This window comes from Yersinia massiliensis CCUG 53443 (assembly GCF_000312485.1).
Lineage (GTDB): Bacteria > Pseudomonadota > Gammaproteobacteria > Enterobacterales > Enterobacteriaceae > Yersinia > Yersinia massiliensis.
In genome coordinates, this window is sequence record NZ_HE997649.1 from 158,305 (window position 1) to 182,655 (window position 24,351).

Below are 24,351 nucleotides of genomic sequence, written 5' to 3' on the forward strand. Positions count from 1 at the left end.
GTAATTGCAAAATGCAGCAGCCAACTTTGCGAGACGTCTCGGAGATTTGTTCTATGATGCGGTTTTAGCCGCGACAACTCGCTGCCAGCGTTTATAATCAGCGCCATTCTCTGTGACTGATAACCTGCCGTGCGGGAGATTTATGCGCATTATCCATACCTCTGATTGGCATTTAGGCCAGCATTTCTTCACCAAAAGCCGAGCTGCTGAACATCAGGCATTTCTGCACTGGCTCATTAAGCAGATCGAAGAAAATCAGGTAGATGCGCTGATTGTCGCGGGTGATATTTTTGATACTGGCTCACCACCAAGCTATGCGAGAGAGCTCTATAACCGTTTTGTGGTGGATATCCAAGTCACTGGCTGTCAACTAGTTGTGCTCGGGGGCAATCACGATTCAGTATCGACCCTCAATGAGTCTCGGGGTTTACTTTCCTATCTCAATACAACGGTGATCTCTTCTGCTAGCAGCCAGCTCGAACAGCAAGTCATCACACTGAAAAACCGCCAGCAAGAGCCAGCCGCCCTGCTGTGTGCTGTCCCCTTCTTACGCCCGCGTGACTTAGTCACCAGCCAAGCTGGCGAATCTGGTGGGCAAAAACAACTGGCCTTGCAAGAAGCCATTGCAAGTCACTATCAGGCGCTATATCAGCAAGCCGTTGAGCTGCGTAGCAAATTGGGCTTAGCGATACCGATCATTGCCACCGGGCATCTCACCACTGTGGGAGTGACGACCTCGGACTCTGTTCGTGAAATCTATATTGGTACACTGGATGCCTTTCCTGCGCAGGCGTTTCCACCGGCAGATTACATTGCATTAGGCCATATTCATCGGGCCCAACAGGTCGCAAAAACCGAGCATATTCGCTATAGCGGATCCCCCATCGCGCTAAGTTTTGATGAGTTGGGTAAAGAGAAAAGTGTCTATCTGGTTGAATTTACCCAACAAACATTGGCATCGGTCACCCCACTTATTATCCCGCAGTTTCAACCCATGCAGCTCATCAAAGGGGATTTGCAGCAAATAGAACAGCAATTGACGCAATTTGCTGACCATCAAGGCTTACCCGTATGGCTTGATATCGAAGTTGCCACTCAAGACTATCTTACTGATATCCAAAGGCGCATTCAGGCACTGGCCGCTGATCTCCCTGTTGAAGTGGTGTTATTACGCCGTAGCAAAGAGCAACGCAACAACCTGATTGAGCGCCAAGAGAAAGAAACACTTAATGAATTGAGTGTCACAGAGGTCTTCGAGCGCAGACTCGCCCTAGAGAGCGATTTAGCTGAGCCGCGCCAGCAACGAATGCGCCAGCTATTTGGCCAAGCGGTTGAAGATACTACGCAAGGTAAAGATGCCGCAGAGGAGCAGCTACTATGAAGATTTTAAGTCTGCGCCTGAAAAACATTAATTCGCTGCAAGGGGAATGGAAGATTGACTTCACTACCGAACCCTTTGCCAGCAATGGCTTATTCGCGATAACCGGCCCCACTGGTGCGGGGAAAACGACGTTATTAGACGCGATTTGTCTTGCGCTCTACCATCAAACGCCTCGTCTGAATGTCACCCCCAGCCAAAATGAGCTGATGACACGCCATACTGCAGAATCGCTGGCCGAAGTTGAATTTGAAGTGAAAGGCACACGATATCGTGCATTTTGGAGCCAACGTCGCGCCAAAAATAGCCCTGAAGGCAATCTACAAGCACCGAAAGTTGAATTAGCATTAGGCGAAAGCGGGAAAATCCTGGCTGACAAAGTGCGCGATAAGCTCGATATGATTGCCGAGATCACTGGACTGGATTTTGGTCGATTTACCAAATCCATGATGCTGTCACAGGGGCAATTTGCCGCGTTCTTAAATGCTGACGCCAATGATCGTGCGGAGTTACTGGAAGAACTAACGGGCACCGACATTTATGGGCGGATATCCGAGCGGGTGTTCGAGCAACACAAAGAGGCCAAAATCGCTCTGGACGCCTTGCACCAACGGGCAGCCGGTATTGAGCTGCTAAACGAAGAACAGCGCTCAGCTTTGGCACAACAAATAGAAGCACTTCGCCAACAAGAACAGCAGCTCACATCAGCACAATCCGTTAATCAACAGCAAATAAGCTGGTTGACTCGTTGGCAACAACAACAAAAAGAAGTGCAGGACTATCAACAACAGCAAGTCTCTATTGAACAGGACTTTGAGCAGGCTCAACCTGAATTGTTACGGCTTGCCCGCAGTGAACCGGCTGAAAAGTTGCGTCCCTTATTGCGAGAGCGTTCACGCAGCCAGCAAGAGTTACAAAAAATTCAACTACGTATCACCACACTGACCGAGCAACAGCAACAACTTCAAACTCAGTTGGTACCCTTGGCCGAAGCATTAGAGCACGCCACTTTGGCGCGTCAACAGCAAGCGGTTAAACAGCATGAACAAGAAACGCTAATTGAACAAAAAGTCATCCCACTAGACAACACGCTCACGCAACAGCAGCTCATATTGGAGCAGCTAGCAACACAACGCCAACAGTTACAGGGCAAAGAGCAGCAAGAACGACAACAGCTAGAGCTCAATGAGCAGCAGTTGCTAAAAAACCATCAACGCCTACAGCAACTGGCAGAATATGCGCAACTTTATTCCCACCATCAACACTGGGAAAAGAACTTGCCATTATGGCGTGAACAGTTCCGCCAACTGCAATTACAGCAACAGCAATCGGCTGAAAATGAACAACAACAGCAGCAACAACTTGTATTGCTCAATACATTGCAGCAGCAAATCACCAAACTAAATGAGCAAGATAAGCAGCAGCAAGTTGTTCTGACACAGGCCAGTTCGCAAACGGGCAACATCCAGCGGCAACTGGCCGAGCTTGAAAAACAACAACCCTTGGCGCAGTTACGCCAGCAATGGAGTCGCCTCCAAGAGCAGCGTTCTATACGGCAGCAATTGGCGTCACTCTCGCCGTTGGCTCAACAAATCCAGTTGCTAATTGATAAACGGCAGCAGCAACTCATTAGCCAGCAGCAACAGTTAAAGCTGCTTGAGCCGCAATTAGCCGAAAAACGTCAGTTATATAAGCAACAAAAACAACATCTGACGGACCTAGAAAGTTTGTGGGAACGAGAGAAACAGATAGTAGGATTAGAGGCAGAACGGGCGAAGCTCCAAGCTGGAAAGGCCTGCCCACTATGTGGCGCTCTGGATCACCCTGCTATTACTGAATATCAGGCGGTAAAGCCATCTGAAACCGCCACACGTGTTGAGCTACTCCGCCTACAAGTCGAACAGCTATTTACCGCCGGTACGGAGTTGCGTACTCAAGTAGAAAGTGTGCAGCAACAGCAGCAGCGTTTGGAGCAAGAGCTACAGCACCATCACCAGCAACTGGCTGATTACCAACAACGCTGGCAAGCACTCGCTAAACCTCTGGCATTGGCAATAAGCTTGGATGATTCGGAAGCATTGACCACTTGGCTGGCTCAACAAGAACAATTAGAGCAAGACTGCCAGCAAAAATTGGCTGAATATGAACGTCTAAATCAGCTACATCAACAAGCGAAAGATGTGTTGGCGCAAGCTGAACAACAACAGCAAACACATAAGCAACAAGTCGCTCTCATTACGCAACGCCAACAAGATGCCCAGCAATCCCATCAAGCGTTGTTAGCACAGCATCAGCGGCAACAGGATGAACTGGCCCTGATGCGCCAGAACTTCCATCATACGCTGGCTGAATTGTCGCTATCATTACCGGAAACAGACCAACAACAGCGTTGGCTGGCGCAACGAGAAGAAGAGAGCCAACGCTGGCAGCAGTATCAGCAAGAACAGCAGCTGTTGGCCTTGGGGAAACAAGCGCTAGAAACGCGAATTGAAGATGAGCGTCGTCACTTACAAGCCTGTGTTGAGCAATTAGCAGAGCTTACCGATAAGCATCAACAGGCTGAAACCCTCTTTCAGCAATACCATCAGCAGCGCCAAACGCTGTTTGGTGATAAACGCGTCATTGAAGCGCGTCAGATACTGCGCCAAGAGCAGCAACAGGCCGAGCTAGCACAACAAAAGGCGACAGAATCTTTGCAGTTGGCTCAATCCCAGCTCAACCGACTTTTGGGAGAGCTTGCGGGGCTAGAGCAGCAATATCAGCATAATCAACAAAGTGCGGCAACAGCTCAAGCAGAGTTACAACAAGCACTGGAAAGCAGTGAATTCGACGATGAAGCGGCATTAACGGCAGCCTTGCTTAGCGAAGAAGAAAGGCAACGTTTGCAGCAATTACAACAACAATTGAACGAGCGGCGACAGCAAATCCAAATTCGCCAACAACAAACCCAAGAAGTACTTGAGCAGCACCACCTACAGTGCCCCGCAGGTGTCGATCAAACATCTGAGTTGGCGGTATTAGAACAACAACTCGAACAGTTAATCGCACAACTTAAAACTAACACCTTACGTCAGGGTGAGTTACGCAATCAGCTAGAAAGTGACACCGTTCGTCGTCACAATCAACATGCCTTGTTTGACCAAATTGAGCAAAGCCAACAGCAATATGATGACTGGAACTATCTCAACCATTTAATTGGCTCTAAAGAAGGTGATAAATTCCGTAAATTTGCCCAAGGGCTGACCCTCGATCATTTGGTCTATCTGGCCAATAATCAGCTTAGTCGTTTGCATGGTCGTTATTTGTTACAGCGTAAAACCAGTGATGCATTGGAACTGCAAGTGGTGGATACGTGGCAAGCGGATGCAATACGCGATACACGAACATTATCTGGCGGTGAAAGTTTTCTGGTCAGTTTAGCGTTGGCGTTGGCGCTGTCGGATTTGGTGAGCCACAAAACCAGTATTGATTCGCTGTTCCTTGACGAAGGTTTCGGTACGCTAGATGCCGAAACGCTGGATACCGCATTGGATGCTCTCGATAGCCTGAATGCGTCGGGTAAGACGATCGGGGTGATCAGTCACGTTGAGGCAATGAAGGAAAGAATTCCAGTACAAATCAAAGTGAAGAAGGTCAACGGACTCGGGGTTAGCCGTTTAGATAATATCTTCCGCGTTGATCAAGACTGACCCGACCCGAATCCATGATTCGGGTAAGTGATGGCTGCCCCACCGACGAAGGCCATGCCCAAAGTCATTGGCGTGACAGCTAGGCGGCAAACGAGCGCATCCCGATGAGCTGACTCAAGTCAGTGATTCGGGTAAGTGAGTGCCGCTAACAACGCTGCGACCTCACCGGCGAAGGGCATGCCCAAAGTCATTGGCGTGACAGCTAGGCAGCAAACGAGCGCATCCCGATGAGCTGACTCAAGTCAGTGATTCGGGTAAGTGAGTGCCGCTAACAACGCTGCCACGTCAAGGACGAAGGGCATTTGGCCACAGCCAAGCAGCGCCACGCACCCCACTCGAATCACCATGCACCGCCCGACGAATTGGCGTCTCACATTCACCGCCAAACACCCATGGGCGGATTAATGCGGGTAGTGTTTTATAGAGGCGGTCTACGTTACTCATTCCACCGCCTAGAACGACCACGTCGGGGTCGAACAGGTTAATCACCTGAGCCAAGGATTTGGCAAAACGTTGCTCATAATTATGCATAGCCTGCTCAGCTATCGCATCACCTTGTTCGGCCAACGTAATGATTTCATGGCCTTTAAGGGGTTTTCCACTCAAACGAAAATAGTCTGTGGCGAAGCCGGTGCCAGAGACAAATGTTTCGATACAGCCTTTTTTGCCACAATAGCAAGCGACCTCCTGCTGATATAGCCACTCTTCATCATCTTGCCACGGCAAAGGATTATGGCCCCACTCACCGGCAATACCATTGCCACCAGCATGTACTCGCCCATCAATCGCAATTCCAGATCCGCAACCGGTGCCGATGATGGCAGCAAAAACCAAATGTTTACCCGCCCCCGCACCATCGGTTGCTTCAGAAACGGCCAGACAATTAGCATCATTCGCCAAGCGTACTGGGCGAGAAAGTAGATCAGACAGGTCTTTATCGACAAATTGACCATTCAGCCAGACTGAATTGGCATTTTTCACTTTACCCGTAAAAGGAGAGAGTGTTCCTGGTATCCCTACACCGACACTGCCTCGCTCCCCCGTCGCCAGCTCAGCGTCAGCCACTAAATCAGCAATCGCCTGCAATGTTTTTTGATAATCATGTCGTGGGGTATCAACCCGCTTACGAAAAAGTTCCTGTCCATCATTGCTCAGCGCAATGACTTCTATTTTGGTGCCACCCAGATCGATACCAATGCGCATAGCGCTCCACCTCGTTGATAGGGTTGTTCATTGTGTTGCGAGCGATTAACAGGCTTCAATAGACTGCGAATATAGAAATAATAAAAATCTTATCATTTCAGTGTGGACAATGCGCGGCGGTGACACAATCTTTGTTGCCCTTAATTTTACATTCTGGGTATTTAAATCCCATTCGGTTAAAAAGGTATGGAACAAATTATTGGCTAGCACTCTTTTTTCTGATTCTTTACTAGGGGTCAAGGCGCCAATTCGTTATCATGCCGCCCTGCGTTTGATTAACTCGCGCGCTCAAAGCGCGCCCGAGCCAGGGAAAACACTATGCTGTGGTTTAAGAATTTAATGGTTTACCGTTTAAGCTGGGAAGTTTCGCTGTCTGCGGATGAAATGGAGAAACAGTTAAGCGCCCTCAGTTTCACCCCTTGCGGTAGCCAAGATATGGTCAAAACCGGTTGGGTATCACCGATGGGTTCACACAGCGATGCATTAACACATACGGTTAATGGTCAGATCGTGATTTGTGCGCGCAAAGAAGAGAAAATCCTGCCATCACCGGTAATTAAGCAAGAGCTGCAAGCCAAAATCGAACGGCTGGAAGGTGAACAACACCGCAAACTGAAAAAAACTGAAAAAGACTCGCTAAAAGATGAAGTTTTGCACAGTTTACTGCCACGCGCATTCAGTCGGTTTAACCAAACCTTCTTGTGGATAGATACCGTCAATGACCTGATTATGGTCGATGCAGCCAGTGCTAAGCGAGCAGAAGATACCTTGGCATTACTGCGAAAAAGCTTAGGCTCCCTGCCCGTTGTCCCTCTGACATTAGAAAACCCGATTGAGTTAACGCTAACAGAGTGGGTACGTAGCAAAGAGTTACCTGCTGGCTTTACGCTGATGGATGAAGCTGAACTAAAAGCTATTCTGGAAGATGGCGGCGTGATCCGCTGTAAAAAACAGGATCTGTTTAGCGATGAAATCGCGGTACATATCGAAGCTGGCAAGTTAGTGACCAAACTGGCACTGGATTGGCAGGAGCGCGTTCAGTTAGTGCTATCTGATGACGGTTCACTAAAGCGCCTGAAATTCTCTGACACTTTGCGTGAACAGAACGATGATATTGATCGAGAAGATTTTGCTCAGCGTTTCGATGCCGATTTTATTCTGATGACCAGTGAGCTGGCCGCGTTGATTAAAAATATGGTTGAAGCATTGGGTGGTGAAGCTGAGCGTTAATACTGCGGCTAGCGAGTAATGAAAGACCGCTGCCCTTTCTGGCATGGAGAGGGCAGAAATGAAAGTTAATCTAAAAACTAGCTCAAATATTTACACAAATACGATGATGCTTCAGCAACTTGCAGGTTAAATTCACTTTCCCCAGGGATATAGAATGTCTCACCTGGTTTGAACACTTCCCAACCTGACGACCCAGGGATCAGCACTTTTAAGCTGCCCGTAATCACGGTCATTTCTTCAGGTTTAGCCGTACTGAAGGTGTATTCACCCTTTTCCATCACCCCAACACTCGCTGGCCCAATACTGTCACTGTCAAAACCAATAGATTTCACTTTCCCGGTAAAATACTCATTAAATTTCAGCATAGTTTTGCACCCGCATCTTAATCAGAATTGAGCTTTCATATTAGAGTCTCTCTAAACACTCTGTCACTGAATATTATGGCGAAATGGGATCATTACCGGTTTCACTCATCTGGTTGCGGATAAAACACACGAATTGGCGCTGAATCTCATCAGTATGCTCAAAGAATCGCGGCTATTTAGCGAATAACAAAACCACTGCATTGAATCTTGCAGCAAAAGTGAATAGCGCTTATCAGAAAGGAAGTATCACATTAGAGGTTTCGTAGAATGTACAACGCCAATGAGGTTTCGAAGACCACAATCAATATTGACCAAAATGCAGGCATAAAATTGGTATGTTGATGGATATACAGCTTGAGGGTTTTCATCGGCCCGCCTTGATTGGCCTTGCCTAGGTGGCATTAAGCAACGCAAATGGTTTACGTTGAAATGATTACGTAGGTGATGATTGTACTCTTCGTATAATTATCAGGCAATCAGATGGGTTGCTATCGACGTAATAAAAACATGCGTCTTACAAATACCTTTATAGTGCAAATCTGTTCATCTCATCGATCGGGCTCAATCTCGCCACTATTTTACTGTTTCATCAGCTAAAATCTGCAAAATACGTTCAACGACCTCATGCGGTGTTTGAGTGGCGTCAAGCACATGATGAGCGACCGATTGATAGAGTGCTTCACGGCTAGCGAGAACGTCCAGCATTTCCTCAACGATAGGTTTACCGGTTAGACTTGGCCGCTGAGCATCTTCTGGGTCTTCCGTTAGCCTTTCTGCAAGTACATTGGCCGATGCGCGCAAGTAAATCACCACACCGTGATGACGCATAAATGTACGATTGCTCGGGGTTAAAACCGCCCCACCACCAGTAGCAACGACCGTTTTAGGCGCAGTGACTGTCTCTAATGCCATGCTTTCACGCAAACGAAAACCATCCCACCCTTCACGGGCAACAACATCGGCAACAGTGAGCTGTAAAGTTTGCTGCATAAACAGGTCTGTATCAATAAATCGATACCCCAACGCCTCTGCCAACGCCTTCCCCACCGTGGTTTTACCTGCGCCACGCGCACCAACCATGAAGATAGTTTGTGTCATTACTTGAAAGTCCTTTCGTATCAACTTCTGAGAATGAATTCTCGGTATCAAAAACGGGTCATTACGTTTAACTGACTCAGTGTTAATCAGCTTGATTTGATTAACACTCAGCCATTTGCTGTAGATGCAAATCATACCGATAATTGAGAGTAGTGCAAACTTTACAGGCGCGTAAATTTAATGATACAGATAATCCAATGTGATAATTTGATATTGTGCAACAATTCCAATGTATCACACCTAAACAGCCATCATTTTCACGCTAAATTTGCTCAGTGAATGACTCCATTCACTTGATAGTCTCCCTATAGAATAGAGACAACGGCGCAATGAATGGGGAAAGTTAATGATAGAACGCTAACGAGGCTGACAGATATAAACTAATGCAGGGGGGAAATTACGGACGACGCGTATTTTTTTCCACATAAAGTAGCGGGATAACAAGGGTTCAGACAGGTGGCTGTATTGAAACAGAACGAGTACCCCATTATTTACCCGTAAACGTTGTTGAGTCTGCTGCAAGATTTTGATACTTATTTTTGTGGGTATCGAGAGCAATGGTAAGCAACAAAATACCACATCGTAGTTCTGATCCAACAGTTCAGCTGAACGATCGGCAACTTGCAGACGTGGGTCATTTATCTGGTGCAAGGCATGCACAAAATGGGGTTGGATTTCGTAAGCTTGTAAGCGAGAGTTGACGGACATATGCGACAAAATTCGCTTTGTTAGCACGCCATCTGCCGCACCTAACTCTGCAATATTCAGATGTTGTTGCCAATCCACCTGATTCAACATCGCCTGACATAACCAAGGCGACGAAGGGGCTAACGTGCCAACGGTGCGTGGTGAAGCAATAAAACGCTGTAAATAGGAAAATTGGCTTTTAAAATTACGCCGAACAGTGTTTAACATAGCCTCTCCTCAGAGCCCAAGATATACCACAATAACACCTTATATTTCTTACGCTATCATTAAGATTACTCTAATAATTAATTATTTTGAGTCTGCGGCTATAAAGACCATCAGAAAGAATATGATGAATAAAAATAAGTCAGCCCAAGGTAACAAGAGTCATTCATTGTTACCTTGGGCTGACCGGCAAACGAAAATGTTATTACCGTACTGACAGAATCTATTACTCGTTCCTTCATTAGGATTTATTGCGAAGTATTAGCGATAAATCTCAGCAGTGGCACTGTAATTGCTTGAATCACCCGGATTGCTCATACCGATGATGCGATAGTGGCTAGCACCATCAGCGGTTGCTTTTGCATTTAAGGCTGATTCAACATCCATTGGCGATCCACTGACGTTTGAAAGTGAAATCACCCCGATACTTTGCAATTTAGTCGCTTGTTCCTGACTGACTTCTTGTGCTGCCATGGTAGCAAATGAAGTGGTGGCGATGAATGCAGCGACGATAACAGGTAATAGTTTCATAAACTTCTCCAACAAGCAGGTAATGGATAACGTCTTTGTAAGATTAATTATGAGCGCTGCACTGCAAGGAGACGTAATAGAGTGTAAAGAACATCAATCATTGTGAGGGAAATAAGGAGGAAATAACTTTATTTGTGTCTCTGGCGGAAATGAACGTCAATATAAGTGAAAATAATTTAATCTTTTAATCTTCCACATATTTATACCCTATAGATTTCAAGCGGCAGGAAGGAGGCAACACACCTGCAGCTTGAAAGATGACGGGTATTAGGATTGGGCAACAACCATCATAATATCACTACTAAACGAACCATCAGATTGAATCTGATAATGATTAATGACGCTATCGGATGCTGATTTTTGTAGCTCACGGATGGCTGTTGCGAAATGTTCAGGCGTACGCATTCTGGCTATCCAGCTACTGAATTCCAAATACAATCGATCGGATGTCACTTCACTAATCAGTAACCCAGCATCGGTAAACAGTGCCAACCATTCGCCTGGTGAGTAATTTCGGACATGTGAGGTATCACGTAGCACTTCCACGGTTTGCAGATAAATATCCAGTACTGGATGACCCGGTGAAACCACATCCATAAAGATCACCCGACCACCGGGGCGCAGTACCCGCTTCACTTCACGCAACGCTTGGCCGACATCGTGCCAGTGATGGGCAGAGTAACGGCTGATGACGATATCGAAACGGTGGTCATCAAAGGGTAATGATTCCGCTAGCCCTTGTTGTACGACAATATTCGTTAAATTTTTATCTGCTGCCGCCTGACTGACCACCTGTAACATCTGCGCAGAGAGGTCATAGGAAACAACTGATTTAACGACAGCAGCGGCGGCAAAACTGGCATGTCCCGCCCCACAGCCAAGATCGAGCAAGTGAGCATCACCATGGGGTTGCAGTAGCATAGCCAAGCGCTGTAAATCTTTACCCTGAGCATGAACCGCACTCGTCAGATAGGCATTAGCCTGATCACCAAACTGCCGTTCAACAGTATCTGTATGGCTATTTTGTTTTGTCATTACATCCCCACTGATGGTTTAACCTGCTGATTTATTTTATCTATCTTCTTTCCTGCTACGCGTAAACATGCTTTTTTCACAACAAATCCACTATAGTGGCAGGATTGAAACGTCACAATAGGATGGGGAAATATTATGGTCACGCTAAGAGCAATGCGTAATGAGGAACTTTGCGGCTATAGGAATTTATTTATTACCGAGTATGCGCAAGATTTATCATCTAATAGCGATTATAGCGCTGAGCAAGCATTAGCTTATGCGACACATAGCTTTGATAGCTACTTACCGAACGGCGTTAATAGTCCAAACGATCACCTTTTTTGTATCGAAAATAACGACAATCTTGGCGATGAAAATCAGTTGGTCGGTTATTTATGGTATGGATTGGGGAAAGAGGATAGCGCTGCCTTTATTAAGGATTTTTATGTGCTGCCACAATACCAGCGTAAGGGTTATGGCTCTGCCAGTTTGGAGGCGCTCGAAAAACGGTTGATCGACCAAGGGGTATTCGAGATAAAACTGCGGGTCGCCGCTGATAATCCGCACGCAAAAAGATTGTATGAGCAAATGGCGTTTGTCGTCACTGGGTTTAATATGTCTAAATCGCTGAAATAAAAAGATAGGCTATAACAACATTGGAGACAATAACAAAAATGGAGGCAATAACTTAAGCGCGCTTGCAGGGCTGCAAACGAAAATCTCACACTGATAATCGGATGAACAGTGCATCAGGCATAAATACCTGCTGTTCTTCTGATCAATCAGTAAAAGGTCGGTTTTCTCTAGACTGTTTTATCTTCACCCAACTGTTGTAGCTGATTTCTATACGATTTTACTTTTTGGCGTTTCTTCATCCAAGTCGAGAATGAGACAATAAAAATACCGCCAGCCAGCGCTAATACACCCAATTCATGCTGATAAAACAGCATAATAACAAAATAGACCGCTGAAATGATGGCGACCCATTTAGCCGAATGACCAATCGAACTTTTCTCATCAGTCAAACGGCGGATACTCTCTTCTTCGCTAATCCCCATGCTGATTCCTCCTTGTTGACCAGCTTATAATATTGGGCCAGCAGCATGATAATTCAACACATTTCTTAGATTTTATTTGATAAAGTCGAGATAGCGCCGATTGACTATCTCGACTGAGTTAATAATCATGACAAAATAATAATTAATTCATATTCGCCGCCATCTAATGCCACATGTAATCCATCATGAATGGCTGGAAACGGCTCACAAAATCCAGTTGCCACACCCAACACGGAGTCTATATGCAGACCGCAGGCCATTTCGCTGTGAACTCAAAAACTAAATCCCCTCCTGAAATTTTCGCGCCTTAGCGGTTTGTTGTTTTTCCAACTCAAAAATAGCGCGTTGCAACCCTTTTTCTTGAATCGGGCTTAAACGAGGGAATTTAAAACTTAGGCGCTGCATCGTCAGCGTTTCGCCCTTGTTATTGACGACTTGCTTATCAATGGACCGAATAAATTGCAGGTCCAATTTAAAAAGACCAAAACCACATAAATCAACCGAAACATCCCGCAGAACACCACATCCTTGCAGCGGGAACTCACTGCCTTTCAGGGCATATACCCCCATTCCACCCAAAGAAATGTCCGCAAGAGCGTAAGAAAACTGACTGCCATCAGAGAATTTCCCAGTGCAGTAATAAGCAGGCCACTGAGGAATATTGATGCGGAAATATTCCCGTCGTTGGATAAAATAGAGCTGCTCCGGCAGTGGTGAGCTAAAAGCAGGTAATGACAAATATTTTATTTCTTGCAATTTATGACAGGCGAATTCAATTTTGGCGCCAGTAGGTTCCGCGATGATGGTTATTTGGTTCGAGGCAAGCGCGAGAATGTTCTCATGCTCCACGCTGCCAAAATCAAAAATAAACTGATTCGTCTCAGGCATAACATCTAAAATGCGGCTAATAAACTGCCCGCGAGCATGCGTCACCATGACGGCTGTATCATTCTTCTGTAGGTCTCGAAGCACTGCACAGATCGCTAATTTATTCGTTTTGACAAAGTTTTCTTTAGACGTTTCGCTCACCTGCCATTCCCCATCTTTAATGTTTCGCTCTGGCTCACCAGATAATTTGAAGCCTACAAATATCAGGGGGGTTATCGGCAGAAAATAGATTAACTTTAATGATGATTTGTTAATTTCTTTGCGATGAGGGGGATGAGATAAAAATAAAGCGACATTGGCGCAGGCCGAATATCGCTTTTATGATCGACTTACCGCAATTTGCGGCCAATTAGCTACGGACTAAATCATCACCGTAGCCAATCCACTTATAGGTGGTTAGTGCATCTAGCCCCATAGGGCCACGCGCATGGAGTTTTTGGGTGCTGACCGCCACCTCTGCGCCTAAACCAAACTGCCCCCCATCGGTGAATCGTGTGCTGGCGTTGACGTACACGGCAGATGAATCCACTGCGCGGACAAAATGTTCAGCGCTACTGAGTGAGCGAGTTAAAATCGCATCGGAGTGGCTGGTGCCATGCTCACGGATGTGTGCAATAGCGCTATCAATATCAGCCACAATATCCACATTCAGATCCAGTGATAACCATTCATCATCGTAATCAACGGCCTCCACAGCAACAACATTCGCCTTACCTTCTGCGAGATAGGGCATGGCTTGTGGGCTGGCATGAAGTGTGACACCAAAAGCATGCATTCTGTCACTCAATACAGGCAGAAATTCTTTGGCGATAGCCTGATGAACCAGCAGTGTCTCTAACGAGTTACAGGCACTTGGACGCTGAACTTTTGCGTTTTCAACGACTAATAATGCTTTCTCAAAATCTGCACTTTCATCGACAAAAGTATGACAGACGCCAATACCGCCAGTAATCACTGGAATGGTGGATTGTTCACGGCACAGCTTATGTAACCCGGCCCCCCCGCGCGGAATCAACATATCGACATAACGATCCATCCGCAGCAGTTCATTGACCAATTCACGATCTGGGCTTTCAATCGCCTGCACAGCGGCGGCAGGTAGGCCGCACTGCTCCAAGGCTTGCTGGATCACTTTTACCGTTGCCTGATTGGTGTGATGCGTCTCTTTGCCACCACGTAAAATGACCGCATTACCGGTCTTCAGACATAAACTCGCCACATCAATGGTGACATTAGGGCGGGCTTCATAAATCACGCCAATCACCCCCAGTGGGACACGGCGGCGTTCTAATTTTAAACCGCTGTCGAGCAAACTCCCGTCGATGACTCTCCCCACAGGGTCATTGAGGCGGCATACCTGACGTACATCATTAGCAATGGCCGATAAACGAGCGGGGGATAATAATAACCGGTCTAATAATGCCTCACTCATACCACTATTGCGGGCGGCTATCATGTCTTGTTCATTAGCCTGCAAAATGGTTTGGCTTTCAGACTCCAGCAGGTTGGCAATCACCGCAAGTGCCTGATTCTTTTTTGCTGTGCTCAGCATCGCTAATTGCCAAGACGCCTGTTTGGCGGCTTTCCCCATCTGTTCCAGCATGCTCATGCTTGCTCCTTAACTGACAATCATATCGTCACGGTGAACAGCCACTGGGCCGTATTCATATCCGAGAATATCGCTAATTTGTTGTGAGTGATGGCCCGCTAACATGCGCAAGGCGTCACTGTTATAACGCGAGACACCGTGAGCTAAATCTCGCCCACTAAGATTGAGGATACGAATGACTTCGCCGCGAGAGAAATCCCCTTTGACGCTACGGATCCCTTTTGGCAGCAGTGAACTCCCCCGCTCCATAATCGCTGCGACGGCACCATCATCAACGGTGATTTCACCCGCAGGTGGCGCACCAAAAATCCAGCGTTTACGATTTTCCAGCGGTGTTTCCAACGCATGAAACCGTGTCCCGACGGGGGTGCCATCTATCACATCAGCAATGACGCCAGCTTGGCTGCCCGCGGCAATCACCACGTCGATACCCGCACGGCATGCGACATCAGCGGCTTGCAGTTTGGTCGCCATACCACCGGTACCAAGACCCGAGACACTGTCGCCCGCAATTTCACGCAGTGCATCATCAATCCCATGTATTTCGCGAATGAGTTCAGCTTCCGGATTATTACGGGGATCTGCTGTGTATAAACCGGCTTGGTCCGTCAGTAACAACAGCTTATCTGCACCCGCGAGGATCGCCGCCAGCGCAGAGAGATTATCATTATCGCCCACTTTTATTTCAGCGGTCGCGACCGCATCGTTCTCATTGATTACCGGTACGATACGGTTATCCAGTAAAGCATTCATGGTGTCGCGTGCGTTCAAGAAACGCTCGCGATCTTCCAAATCAGCCCGAGTCAGCAACATCTGGCCCACATGGATGCCATAGATGGAAAATAGCTGTTCCCAGAGCTGAATCAACCGGCTTTGCCCGACAGCAGCTAATAGTTGCTTTGACGCAATGGTGGCGGGTAATTCTGGATAACCCAAGTGTTCACGCCCAGCAGCAATCGCCCCTGAGGTGACAATAACGATACGATGACCTTTTGCATGTTGCTGGGCACATTGACGCACCAATTCAACAATATGGGCACGGTTAAGACGACGGGAACCGCCTGTCAGCACACTCGTCCCCAATTTCACAACCAATGTCTGGCTGCCACTCATAATTTTTCTGCCGTTGGGATAAATAAAAGAAACAATATATACCTAAAGTCACTGGCGTTGCAGCTAGACGTCTGTCTCATTGAGGCGGACACCATCGATGAACCTAAGAGCGAACATCGTTGATTAACGGCCTGGTGACTTCAAATACGAAAGGTGTAGGTCTTTGTAGCAGGCGCAACGCATTATGCCAACAGGCATGATAATAAATTCCCCTTTTTATTGTGCTTAAAGGGGAATTTATTGATTTGGGTAGAACAACACTATTCTTACGCGAACAACTTAACGTCTTACGCGGACAACTTAACGGGTTGCTCGCTAAAATCTTGTGCAGGGACCAATTTCATTTCAATAGAGGTGAGCATTTCAGCTAAACGCTGATGGAAACTCCGCAGAGTGGTCTCCAGCTTCTCTTGTACTTCAGGATCTTTAATGTTTTCTGCTTTCCAAGTGCCTTCTTTATTGAACAGGCCAAACTGGTAAACATAAGTAAAATGGTCTTGCGCAGGCTCCAACTCTATCCACCAACCCCAGAACTCACGCTTTTCGGGAGCAAGCTTTACATTGACGCAAACAGCTAAACAGTCAAAGAAAAAACGGTCATTCTGGCACTGCCCTTCACGTAGGTATGGCCCCAAAGCGGCGAAACGTTTCATAAGCTTACTTTTAGGATGAGCACTGGTTGACGTCATTCTTAAATCTCCTTATGTAGACGCACCTTTTTAGCAAACTGTTAAAAATTAGCAACTCATTAACGCATTTTATCTTCTAACCATTGGCTGGTTTGCAATAATGCACGATGGAAATTGTCATAGAGCGGTGTAGATGATATAGCCAATAATTTGCCGTCAGCGGAAGAAGAGCATATGAGCTTAGATTCTTCTTTCGGGCTGAAAGGATCGTTTTCCCAGAATCCTGCCAGCATTGGCGTTTGGCAACGCCGACCCAGTAAACCTTGTATTTTCAATGAGTAGCTATTCATTTCTGTTTTCAGTGTTTCATCGGAAGCATCAGCCATACCTAAACGGCTGGCCATTACATCCATGTACATATCCGGTACTTTGCGCTGGCTATCGCTGTTGCACAAAAGGTGATGAACAATCGGCCCAAGGCATGCCACTGCACGCACTCGTTGAGGTTCCAGATAACCTAAACGGACCGCGACATTGGCACCAAAACGGAAACCGAAAACACTGACGCGCTGATGATCAACCCAAGGGATATTGGGCAAAGCATGTAATACCTGTTGATGCAGATAACTGGTATCTTGCGTCAACTTCCAACGGGATGAAGCCCCGACAGATGGCATGTCGATGGTCAACATGGCGATGCCTTTCGGCGCAAGATAGTCGCGGAATAAACGATGATAGTCACCTTGCAGGGTGTCCAACCCACCGCAGATCAGCACCGTTGGGAATGGCGCACTGCCCACGGTTGGCATATGCAAGAAACCGCAAAGTGTGCCCCCATCAGCAATAGAAAACTCTAATTCTTTCAGGGTATAAGGCAAATGTTCAGCGGCAGCTTCATACGCGCGGTTAGATAAAACCTCGACTTGTTCAGCGAGTTCATCACCTTTCAGATGCGGATAACTGGCGATGCTGTAGAGGTTGGATGCGTTTAACCAATATTGGCCCGCGCTCTCAGGATCGGTCTCTTCCATCGCTTTTTGCTGCCATTTCATCGCCTGCTGTGCCCATTCATAAATCCAGTTACCGTTACGATAACCGACGACGGTGTCCAGCAGTTCGTTATCGCTGTGTTCAGCTTTTGAACAGGCAATACGCGATAAGACTTCTTCTATCTCAAGAGGGTCAACACCACGCCAAGTCCAAATGAGGCGGTTGATCATTCGATACCAATGACAAGTCGTATCGCCATCCAAAGCAGAATGAACGCTCATTGGATGATTGCAATGGGCATGCCGCACTAAGGTCGACGTTTCAGGATGTTTAAATTTAGGTTTGAACAAAATTTCAGAAAGGTTGGCTTGTGCCATAGTAACAATAGCCTCCATAAGCCGTGATGCAGGCCCGATAAGGGCTGCTCAGATGGAGCCAAGTTTACTCATACTGCGGGAAAAATGAAACGCCCGGTCAACACCGAGCGCTTAAAGTTGGGTAAATTACTTGCTACTCAAAGGGGCAACAAAGGTTACCGCCATATCCCAAGGCTGCTCAATCCATGTGTCCTGAGGAATATCAACCACATAGTCATCAACCAATGGACGACCCGCGGGTTTAGCGAACACCGTCACAAAATGAGCTTTCGGGTACATATCGCGAATGGCTTTTGCCGTGCCGCCAGTATCGACCAAATCATCAATCACGATAAAGCCTTCACCATCGCCTTCAGCACGTTTTAAGACTTTAAGATCACGTTGGTTGTCATGGTCGTAGCTAGAAATGCAAACGGTGTCTACATAACGAATACCCAGCTCACGCGCCAGAATGCCAGCAGGTACTAACCCACCACGGCTGACCGCGATGATACCTTTCCATTGTTCCGCTGGCAGTAAACGCTGTGCCAATTTGCGGGCGTGAATTTGCAACATATCCCAGGTAACGACGTATTTTTCGCTCATAAAATGTAATCCCAGCCAGTATAGAAGTGGCGTGCCATGTATCAGAAGGGGAAAAAAGGTTGCGCGAGATTATAGTGAGCCAACCAAATAAAAACCAGCAATTATCGGGCTAATTAGTCGAATCTGAGACAGTAATTGTGGTGCGAGACGCGCGTAATGCCAATGAAAGTGATATTCTCAAACTATCTCGCCATCATGATGGCGTTTTATCACAACCCCTAAAATCTTTAGTCATCAACCCAATAGCATCTCCGAAATCTCCGTTGTGAGACTGTCGAATGGGAATGCTATTACAGGAGACTTACAGTGTCTGAACTGTCTCAACTTTCGCCACAGCCGTTGTGGGATATTTTCGCAAAAATTTGCTCTATCCCTCACCCGTCTTACCATGAAGAAGCGCTGGCACAGCATATTATGGCGTGGGCCAAGGAGAAAGGTTTGCACGCGGAGCGTGATCAAGTCGGCAATATCCTGCTGCGCAAGCCTGCGACCAAAGGGATGGAGAACCGTAAACCTGTTGCACTGCAAGCCCATCTGGATATGGTTCCGCAGAAGAATAATGACACGGTACATGACTTCACCAAAGATCCCATCCAACCTTATATCGATGGTGAATGGGTAAAAGCCCGTGGCACGACATTAGGGGCTGATAATGGGATTGGTATGGCTTCAGCACTGGCTGTGTTATCTGATGACAGCGTTGAGCACGGCCCACTGGAAGTGCTGCTGACCATGACCGAAGAAGCCGGTATGGATGGTGCTTTCGGCCTGCAACCTAACTGGTTGAAAGCCGATATTCTGATTAACACCGATTCCGAGCAGGAAGGTGAAATCTATATGGGCTGTGCTGGTGGTATTGATTTCATCACCACGTTTGCGCTTCAGCGTGAAGCTGTCCCAGCGGGCTACCAAACACTGAAACTGACCCTAAAAGGTCTGAAAGGTGGTCACTCAGGCGCAGACATCCACCTCGGTCTAGGCAATGCTAATAAACTGCTCGCCCGTTTCCTGTTTGAACAGGCTAAAGAGTTAGATTTGCGTGTACTGGACCTGAATGGCGGTACGTTACGTAACGCTATCCCACGTGAAGGCTCTGTGACGCTGGCCATTGCCGCAGATAAAGTCGATCAACTGAAAAGTTTGAGCCAAGATTATCTGGCCACACTGAAAAACGAATTAGCCGCGGTAGAAAAAAATCTGACGATACTACTTGAGCCTGTTAGCTCAGAGGCGAAAGCCCTGACGAAAGAGACTCAACAGCGTTTGGTGGCATTATTAAATGCGACACCAAATGGTGTCATTCGCATGAGCGATGCTGTTAAAGGCGTGGTAGAAACCTCACTGAACGTGGGTGTGGTGACCATGAATGAAAACGAAGCAGAAATTATTTGCCTGATTCGTTCCCTGATCGACAGCGGAAAAGATTACGTGGTAAGCATGCTGACAGCAATTGGCCAGTTAGCGGGTGCGAAAACCTCACCAAAAGGTGGCTATCCTGGCTGGCAGCCAGATCCTAGCTCACCGGTAATGGCCCTTGTACGGGAAACTTACCAAAAGTTATTCAACAAAACGCCAAACATCATGGTCATCCATGCAGGTCTTGAATGTGGTTTGTTCAAAAAACCTTATCCAGATATGGATATGGTCTCGATTGGGCCAACCATGACTGGGCCGCATTCGCCGGATGAACAAGTTCACATCGAGAGCGTAGGTCAATATTGGCAGTTGCTGACCGCATTGCTCAAAGCAATTCCAGAACGCGCATAAATAGATCGAATTAACATTTTGATGCGAAACGGCGGCTCAAATGGGTCCGCCGTTTTTTTATGTCGCCCTATTCCCAGCTCAGCAGTAATTGCCGCTCAAGTTGAGGATCCAGCAATGTGACATGCAGGCCCACCAAGCGTACTCCCCGCCCAGCACGGCGCTCATTCCACGCAGTTTTCGCCACTTGCATTAAGTCCGTTTTATTCAACTGCGGCCAAACATGTTCTTGCGTCGTTTGCTGAAAATCATGAAATTTCAGCTTCACCCCTTGCCGAGCAATATGCAGGTCTGGCCTGACCTTACTTAACCGCGTTTCCAGCTCAATATATAGCTGCTCAATCAATGATTCACAGCTATCCCAGTCATGGATATCCTCTGCCAAGGTCCTTTCGACACCCACCGATTTACGCAAACGTTCTGGGGATACCTCTCGTTCATCAATACCGTGGCAGCGCTCCCACAACACATGACCAAACTTACCAAAGCGTTTCAATAATTCAGCCTGCGAGTAGTTTTGTACGTCACTACAGGTGGCTAGCCCGACATCCTGTAAACGTTTCGCGGTCACTTTCCCGACGCCTGGAATTTTGCTCAAGGGCAAATCATGTAAAAAGGTTAAAACCTGCCCAGGAGTTATGACATATTGCCCATTGGGCTTGTTCAAATCGGACGCTATTTTTGCCAAAAACTTGATAGGAGCAATGCCAGCCGAAGCTGTCAGGTTCAGTTCATCAGCGATTAACTGGCGAATCTCTTGGGCAATTAATGTGGCTGAACCGCTACACGCCAAGCAATCAGACACATCTAAATAGGCTTCATCTAAGGAGAGCGGTTCAATTAATGGCGTGTAGCGAGCGAAAATGTCACGAATATGCAGTGACGCTTCTTTATAGGCTGCCATACGGCCGGGGATAACTTTCAGTTGTGGGCATAGTTTCAGTGCCATGGCCGTTGGCATCGCACTGCGGACACCATAACGCCTAGCGGGATAATTGGCGGTACTGATGACACCACGCCTGTCGCGACTACCACCAATCGCGATAGGGATATCGCGTAGGCTAGGATCATCACGCATTTCAACTGCCGCAAAGAAGCAATCCATATCCACATGAATAATTTTTCGCATCTTATCCACCCACCACACATTTACTGTATAAGTATACAGTAAACTAATCTTGATTCAAGATTATCCTAGTCCTAGCCCCTCCAAGCCTATCGATTAACTGTCACATTTCATGATTATCCTAATCAAAACAACAATCAATGACTCATATAACAGAATTGAATCCTGTTATTAAGTTCTTTAAATATTTTGCTATTTATTTTTTATAAAAAATCATTAAATTCGAAAAGGCCTAAAAATATTACTTATATGATTAACATCAACCTCAACGATAATTCATTGTTAATTAATGAATAGGACTCAATATTATGCGAAATTATATTATGGCTACCCTACTATTATCCTCCGGTTTTGTTTCTTCTGGTTTTGCTGCAAATCCCCAATCTGTTACCTCCCCTGAAATACCACAAATTATTGCCCATCGAGGAGGGACAGGTGATGCGCCAGAAAACACATTGCCCGCCATCCAAAAGGCGCTCGATAATGGCGCCGATGCAATTTGGATCACGCTACAACTGTCTAAGGATAATATTCCCGTATTGTATCGCCCTTCTGATCTTAAGGAATTAACGAATAAATCCGGTAAAGTTTCTGCTTATACCGCTAAACAACTCGCACAAATGGACGCGAGTGTTGCTTATGATAAAAAACACAATATTACGCCTAAATCAGGTGCTAACAGCGGCATACCTACTCTCGATGAAGTATTGAAACAATTCCCAACCACCACATTTTATCTCGACATCAAATCACCCGATGCCAATCCGTTGACCTTCGCCAAAGCGCTGCAACAAACACTTGAAGCTAGCCATAAAGGCGAGAAAAGCCGCCTATCCCGCACTCGAGTCTACTCAACCGACGATGCTTATTTGAATGCATTGGATACCGTGAATAAGGCGGCTGATCCATCACATCAAATAAAGCGTTTTGAAAGCCGTGACCTTACGCGCACTCAGCTAGCCAACATTACTATGGATCATAAATGTGATTTACCTGCAGGTAACACCGAGCGTTGGTATGGCTTGGAATTACATCGTAAAGTTGAAGTGGTAGAAAAATATACATTGGGAGAGGGCCGTTCCAATGCGGTACTGAGTTGGGATAAAGAAGCCGTTGATTGTTTTCGCAAAAACACTGACGCGCACATTATTTTCTTTGGGATAAATACACCCGAAGACTATAAGAAAGCAAAAGAATTAGGTGCAGATGGTGTTATGGTCGATTCACCCGCGCTATTTAAAAAGATTGTTAGTGGCGAAGAATAGTAAGTGGTGAAGAATAACGTGATCATCTAAATAATGATGCTTAGGATATAGATACTTTTATTACCCACTATTTGCTAGAGAATCGATTATCGCTATCTCAATATATCCCCCAGCCAGCAGAGCGTTGTCTGGGGGATATATTATATTAACTTCAATTATCGCGCTCTAATCACTCGCTATAAAATACGATACTGATCCAGCGCCTTCTGGCGTGCGGCCTCTTTCGCCAAACGTTTCTTTCGCGAATCACAAGGCTCGGGGCAATCACAGACTTTCTCCATTCCCAATGCCCCGATGCCACCACAACTGCCCTGCAAGGTCTTACGCTTAACAAGATAGCCTAATGACATCCCGACGATAGCTAACAGAAAAAAGACAAAGGACGCGATAAAAACAGTCAACATATCCCCTCCGATTAAGGCCGTTTCTGCCGATAAGGCTGGAAGGCATCGGAATAACGTTCCTCGAAACCCTCATCAGTTTTAACTATCATCAGTACCGGAATACCGAGTAAATTCGCCAATGCCATTCCCCTCTCTGGCCCCAGCACATCTAACCCTGTCGATAAACCATCCGCAGTCATACAGCTTGGATCCAAAACCGTGATAGACACCAGCCGGTGATTAATGGGCCGCCCTGTTGCGGGATCAATAGTGTGAGAATAGCGGACACCATTTTGCTCAAAATAGTTGCGATAATCACCGGAAGTTGCGATTGCCATGCGCCCTGGTTCGATAATCTCTTGAGCACTTTGTGACATGCCAGAAACCGGTTTTTCAATCGCAATGCGCCAAGGTTTGTTTTCCCCATTATTACCACGGGTTCGGACTTCACCGCCGATATCGACCATATAGTTGGTGATACCGTTGGCCTCCAAATATTCAGCGACTACATCAACGCCGTAGCCTTTAGCAATAGAAGAGAGATCGACATACAACTCGGGAATCCGCTTTATCAGTGCCCCATTTTCTACCGCCAGATTTTCAATCCCCACCCAAGCTCGACGTTTGGCAATTTCAGCTTCGGTCGGAACTACATCTGGCCGCCCTTCAGGGCCAAACCCCCACAAATTGACCAATGGCCCAACAGTCACGTCCAACGCTCCATCTGTCAGACGGTTGATACGGATTGCTTCACGTACCACCTTTGCCGTTGCCACTGAAACCGCAAACGGCTTGTTCACTTCTCGGCTTTTGTTAAAGCGACTCAATTCTGAATTGGGGCGATAAGTCGACATCTGATCATTAACGACTTCTAACTCACGATCGATCTCCTGCTGTAGTCTCTCAGGACTGGGCACGGATGATCCCCCTACATACTTAATGGAGTAGGAAGTACCCATGGTTTTCCCTTCCAGATTGATCTGCTCAGGGCCACAGCCCGCCAGCATGACAACCCCCACCACAGCCATTAACCAATGTATTACCTGTTTTTGCTTTTGCACGATATCCCCAATCGTTGTATTCCCTACACATTTGAAGCCGGTAAGTATTGAAGCCGGTGAAAATTGAAGCCAGTGAATAGAAA

At 46.7% G+C, this 24,351-nt stretch carries 22 protein-coding genes; 6 read left to right on the forward strand and 16 right to left on the reverse strand.

All coding sequences use genetic code 11. The features are described 5' to 3' along the window. The first annotated feature begins 142 nt into the window (after positions 1 to 142). Positions 143 to 1,381: an exonuclease subunit SbcD gene (gene sbcD, locus BN68_RS19845; protein ID WP_019212941.1), complete on the forward strand. Its 1,239-nt coding sequence runs from the start codon at positions 143 to 145 to the stop codon at positions 1,379 to 1,381. Then, complete coding sequence (locus BN68_RS19850) at positions 1,378 to 5,067, forward strand: AAA family ATPase (RefSeq protein ID WP_019212942.1); 3,690 nt, start codon at positions 1,378 to 1,380, stop codon at positions 5,065 to 5,067. Before sbcD ends, BN68_RS19850 begins: the two co-directional genes overlap by 4 nt. Before the next feature lie 285 nt (positions 5,068 to 5,352). On the opposite strand, the gene mak is transcribed toward BN68_RS19850, so the two are convergent. After that, positions 5,353 to 6,270 (reverse strand): fructokinase, encoded by a 918-nt coding sequence (gene mak, locus BN68_RS19855; protein WP_019212943.1) that lies wholly within the window; start codon positions 6,268 to 6,270, stop codon positions 5,353 to 5,355. 318 nt (positions 6,271 to 6,588) lie between these two features. Here mak and rdgC point away from each other — a divergent pair, with 318 nt between their 5' ends. Continuing rightward, positions 6,589 to 7,500 carry a recombination-associated protein RdgC gene (rdgC, locus tag BN68_RS19860; RefSeq protein WP_019212944.1) on the forward strand — a complete coding sequence of 304 codons (912 nt, stop codon included), beginning with the start codon at positions 6,589 to 6,591 and terminating at the stop codon, positions 7,498 to 7,500. A 77-nt stretch (positions 7,501 to 7,577) separates the two neighbouring features. Here the strand turns inward: rdgC and ppnP are convergent, their stop codons facing one another. The 5 genes from ppnP to BN68_RS19885 all read right to left on the reverse strand — a co-directional run bounded on the left by ppnP (position 7,578) and on the right by BN68_RS19885 (position 11,441). After that, positions 7,578 to 7,865 carry a pyrimidine/purine nucleoside phosphorylase gene (gene ppnP, locus BN68_RS19865; protein ID WP_004873495.1) on the reverse strand — a complete coding sequence of 96 codons (288 nt, stop codon included), beginning with the start codon at positions 7,863 to 7,865 and terminating at the stop codon, positions 7,578 to 7,580. A 573-nt stretch (positions 7,866 to 8,438) separates the two neighbouring features. Then, positions 8,439 to 8,963, reverse strand: a complete 525-nt coding sequence (aroL, locus tag BN68_RS19870; RefSeq protein WP_019212946.1) for a shikimate kinase AroL — start codon at positions 8,961 to 8,963, stop codon at positions 8,439 to 8,441. Positions 8,964 to 9,320: 357 nt separating this feature from the next. Further along, positions 9,321 to 9,878, reverse strand: a complete 558-nt coding sequence (locus tag BN68_RS19875) for a class I SAM-dependent methyltransferase (RefSeq protein WP_019212947.1) — start codon at positions 9,876 to 9,878, stop codon at positions 9,321 to 9,323. Between the two features lie 258 nt (positions 9,879 to 10,136). After that, positions 10,137 to 10,406, reverse strand: a complete 270-nt coding sequence (locus tag BN68_RS19880) for a YdgH/BhsA/McbA-like domain containing protein (RefSeq protein WP_019212948.1) — start codon at positions 10,404 to 10,406, stop codon at positions 10,137 to 10,139. A 267-nt stretch (positions 10,407 to 10,673) separates the two neighbouring features. Beyond that, positions 10,674 to 11,441 carry a class I SAM-dependent methyltransferase gene (locus BN68_RS19885; protein WP_019212949.1) on the reverse strand — a complete coding sequence of 256 codons (768 nt, stop codon included), beginning with the start codon at positions 11,439 to 11,441 and terminating at the stop codon, positions 10,674 to 10,676. Positions 11,442 to 11,576: 135 nt separating this feature from the next. On the opposite strand from BN68_RS19885, the gene BN68_RS19890 reads away from it, so the two are divergent. Next, positions 11,577 to 12,056, forward strand: coding sequence for a GNAT family N-acetyltransferase (locus tag BN68_RS19890; protein ID WP_019212950.1), 480 nt, complete (start codon positions 11,577 to 11,579; stop codon positions 12,054 to 12,056). A gap of 167 nt (positions 12,057 to 12,223) precedes the next feature. Here BN68_RS19890 and BN68_RS19895 read toward each other — a convergent pair whose 3' ends face one another. The 7 genes from BN68_RS19895 to gpt all read right to left on the reverse strand — a co-directional run bounded on the left by BN68_RS19895 (position 12,224) and on the right by gpt (position 18,669). Next, entirely contained in the window at positions 12,224 to 12,478 is a 255-nt protein-coding gene (locus tag BN68_RS19895) for a hypothetical protein (protein WP_019212951.1), read from the reverse strand. 279 nt (positions 12,479 to 12,757) lie between these two features. Then, positions 12,758 to 13,507 (reverse strand): flagellar brake protein, encoded by a 750-nt coding sequence (locus tag BN68_RS19900; RefSeq protein WP_019212953.1) that lies wholly within the window; start codon positions 13,505 to 13,507, stop codon positions 12,758 to 12,760. Positions 13,508 to 13,715: 208 nt separating this feature from the next. Further along, the gene (proA, locus tag BN68_RS19905) at positions 13,716 to 14,969 is read right to left on the reverse strand and encodes a glutamate-5-semialdehyde dehydrogenase (protein ID WP_042807029.1); all 1,254 of its coding nucleotides are present in this window, start codon (positions 14,967 to 14,969) and stop codon (positions 13,716 to 13,718) included. 15 nt (positions 14,970 to 14,984) lie between these two features. Then, the gene (gene proB / locus BN68_RS19910) at positions 14,985 to 16,088 is read right to left on the reverse strand and encodes a glutamate 5-kinase (protein ID WP_019212955.1); all 1,104 of its coding nucleotides are present in this window, start codon (positions 16,086 to 16,088) and stop codon (positions 14,985 to 14,987) included. 287 nt (positions 16,089 to 16,375) lie between these two features. Beyond that, positions 16,376 to 16,777 carry a sigma factor-binding protein Crl gene (crl, locus tag BN68_RS19915; RefSeq protein ID WP_019212956.1) on the reverse strand — a complete coding sequence of 134 codons (402 nt, stop codon included), beginning with the start codon at positions 16,775 to 16,777 and terminating at the stop codon, positions 16,376 to 16,378. A gap of 59 nt (positions 16,778 to 16,836) precedes the next feature. Further along, positions 16,837 to 18,084, reverse strand: a complete 1,248-nt coding sequence (gene frsA, locus BN68_RS19920; protein WP_019212957.1) for an esterase FrsA — start codon at positions 18,082 to 18,084, stop codon at positions 16,837 to 16,839. A gap of 126 nt (positions 18,085 to 18,210) precedes the next feature. Further along, positions 18,211 to 18,669 (reverse strand): xanthine phosphoribosyltransferase, encoded by a 459-nt coding sequence (gpt, locus tag BN68_RS19925; RefSeq protein ID WP_019212958.1) that lies wholly within the window; start codon positions 18,667 to 18,669, stop codon positions 18,211 to 18,213. A gap of 306 nt (positions 18,670 to 18,975) precedes the next feature. Between gpt and pepD the strand changes: the two genes are divergently transcribed. Continuing rightward, positions 18,976 to 20,436 carry a beta-Ala-His dipeptidase gene (gene pepD, locus BN68_RS19930; protein WP_019212959.1) on the forward strand — a complete coding sequence of 487 codons (1,461 nt, stop codon included), beginning with the start codon at positions 18,976 to 18,978 and terminating at the stop codon, positions 20,434 to 20,436. A gap of 67 nt (positions 20,437 to 20,503) precedes the next feature. Here the strand turns inward: pepD and dinB are convergent, their stop codons facing one another. Beyond that, positions 20,504 to 21,562 carry a DNA polymerase IV gene (gene dinB, locus BN68_RS19935; protein ID WP_019212960.1) on the reverse strand — a complete coding sequence of 353 codons (1,059 nt, stop codon included), beginning with the start codon at positions 21,560 to 21,562 and terminating at the stop codon, positions 20,504 to 20,506. 305 nt (positions 21,563 to 21,867) lie between these two features. On the opposite strand from dinB, the gene BN68_RS19940 reads away from it, so the two are divergent. Further along, positions 21,868 to 22,824, forward strand: coding sequence for a glycerophosphodiester phosphodiesterase family protein (locus BN68_RS19940; RefSeq protein ID WP_019212961.1), 957 nt, complete (start codon positions 21,868 to 21,870; stop codon positions 22,822 to 22,824). A gap of 176 nt (positions 22,825 to 23,000) precedes the next feature. On the opposite strand, the gene nqrM is transcribed toward BN68_RS19940, so the two are convergent. Then, on the reverse strand, positions 23,001 to 23,228 hold the full coding sequence (gene nqrM, locus BN68_RS19945) for a (Na+)-NQR maturation NqrM (protein WP_019212962.1): 228 nt from the start codon (positions 23,226 to 23,228) through the stop codon (positions 23,001 to 23,003). Between the two features lie 11 nt (positions 23,229 to 23,239). Then, entirely contained in the window at positions 23,240 to 24,235 is a 996-nt protein-coding gene (locus tag BN68_RS19950) for an FAD:protein FMN transferase (protein ID WP_072102502.1), read from the reverse strand. Between the last annotated feature and the right edge of the window lie 116 nt (positions 24,236 to 24,351).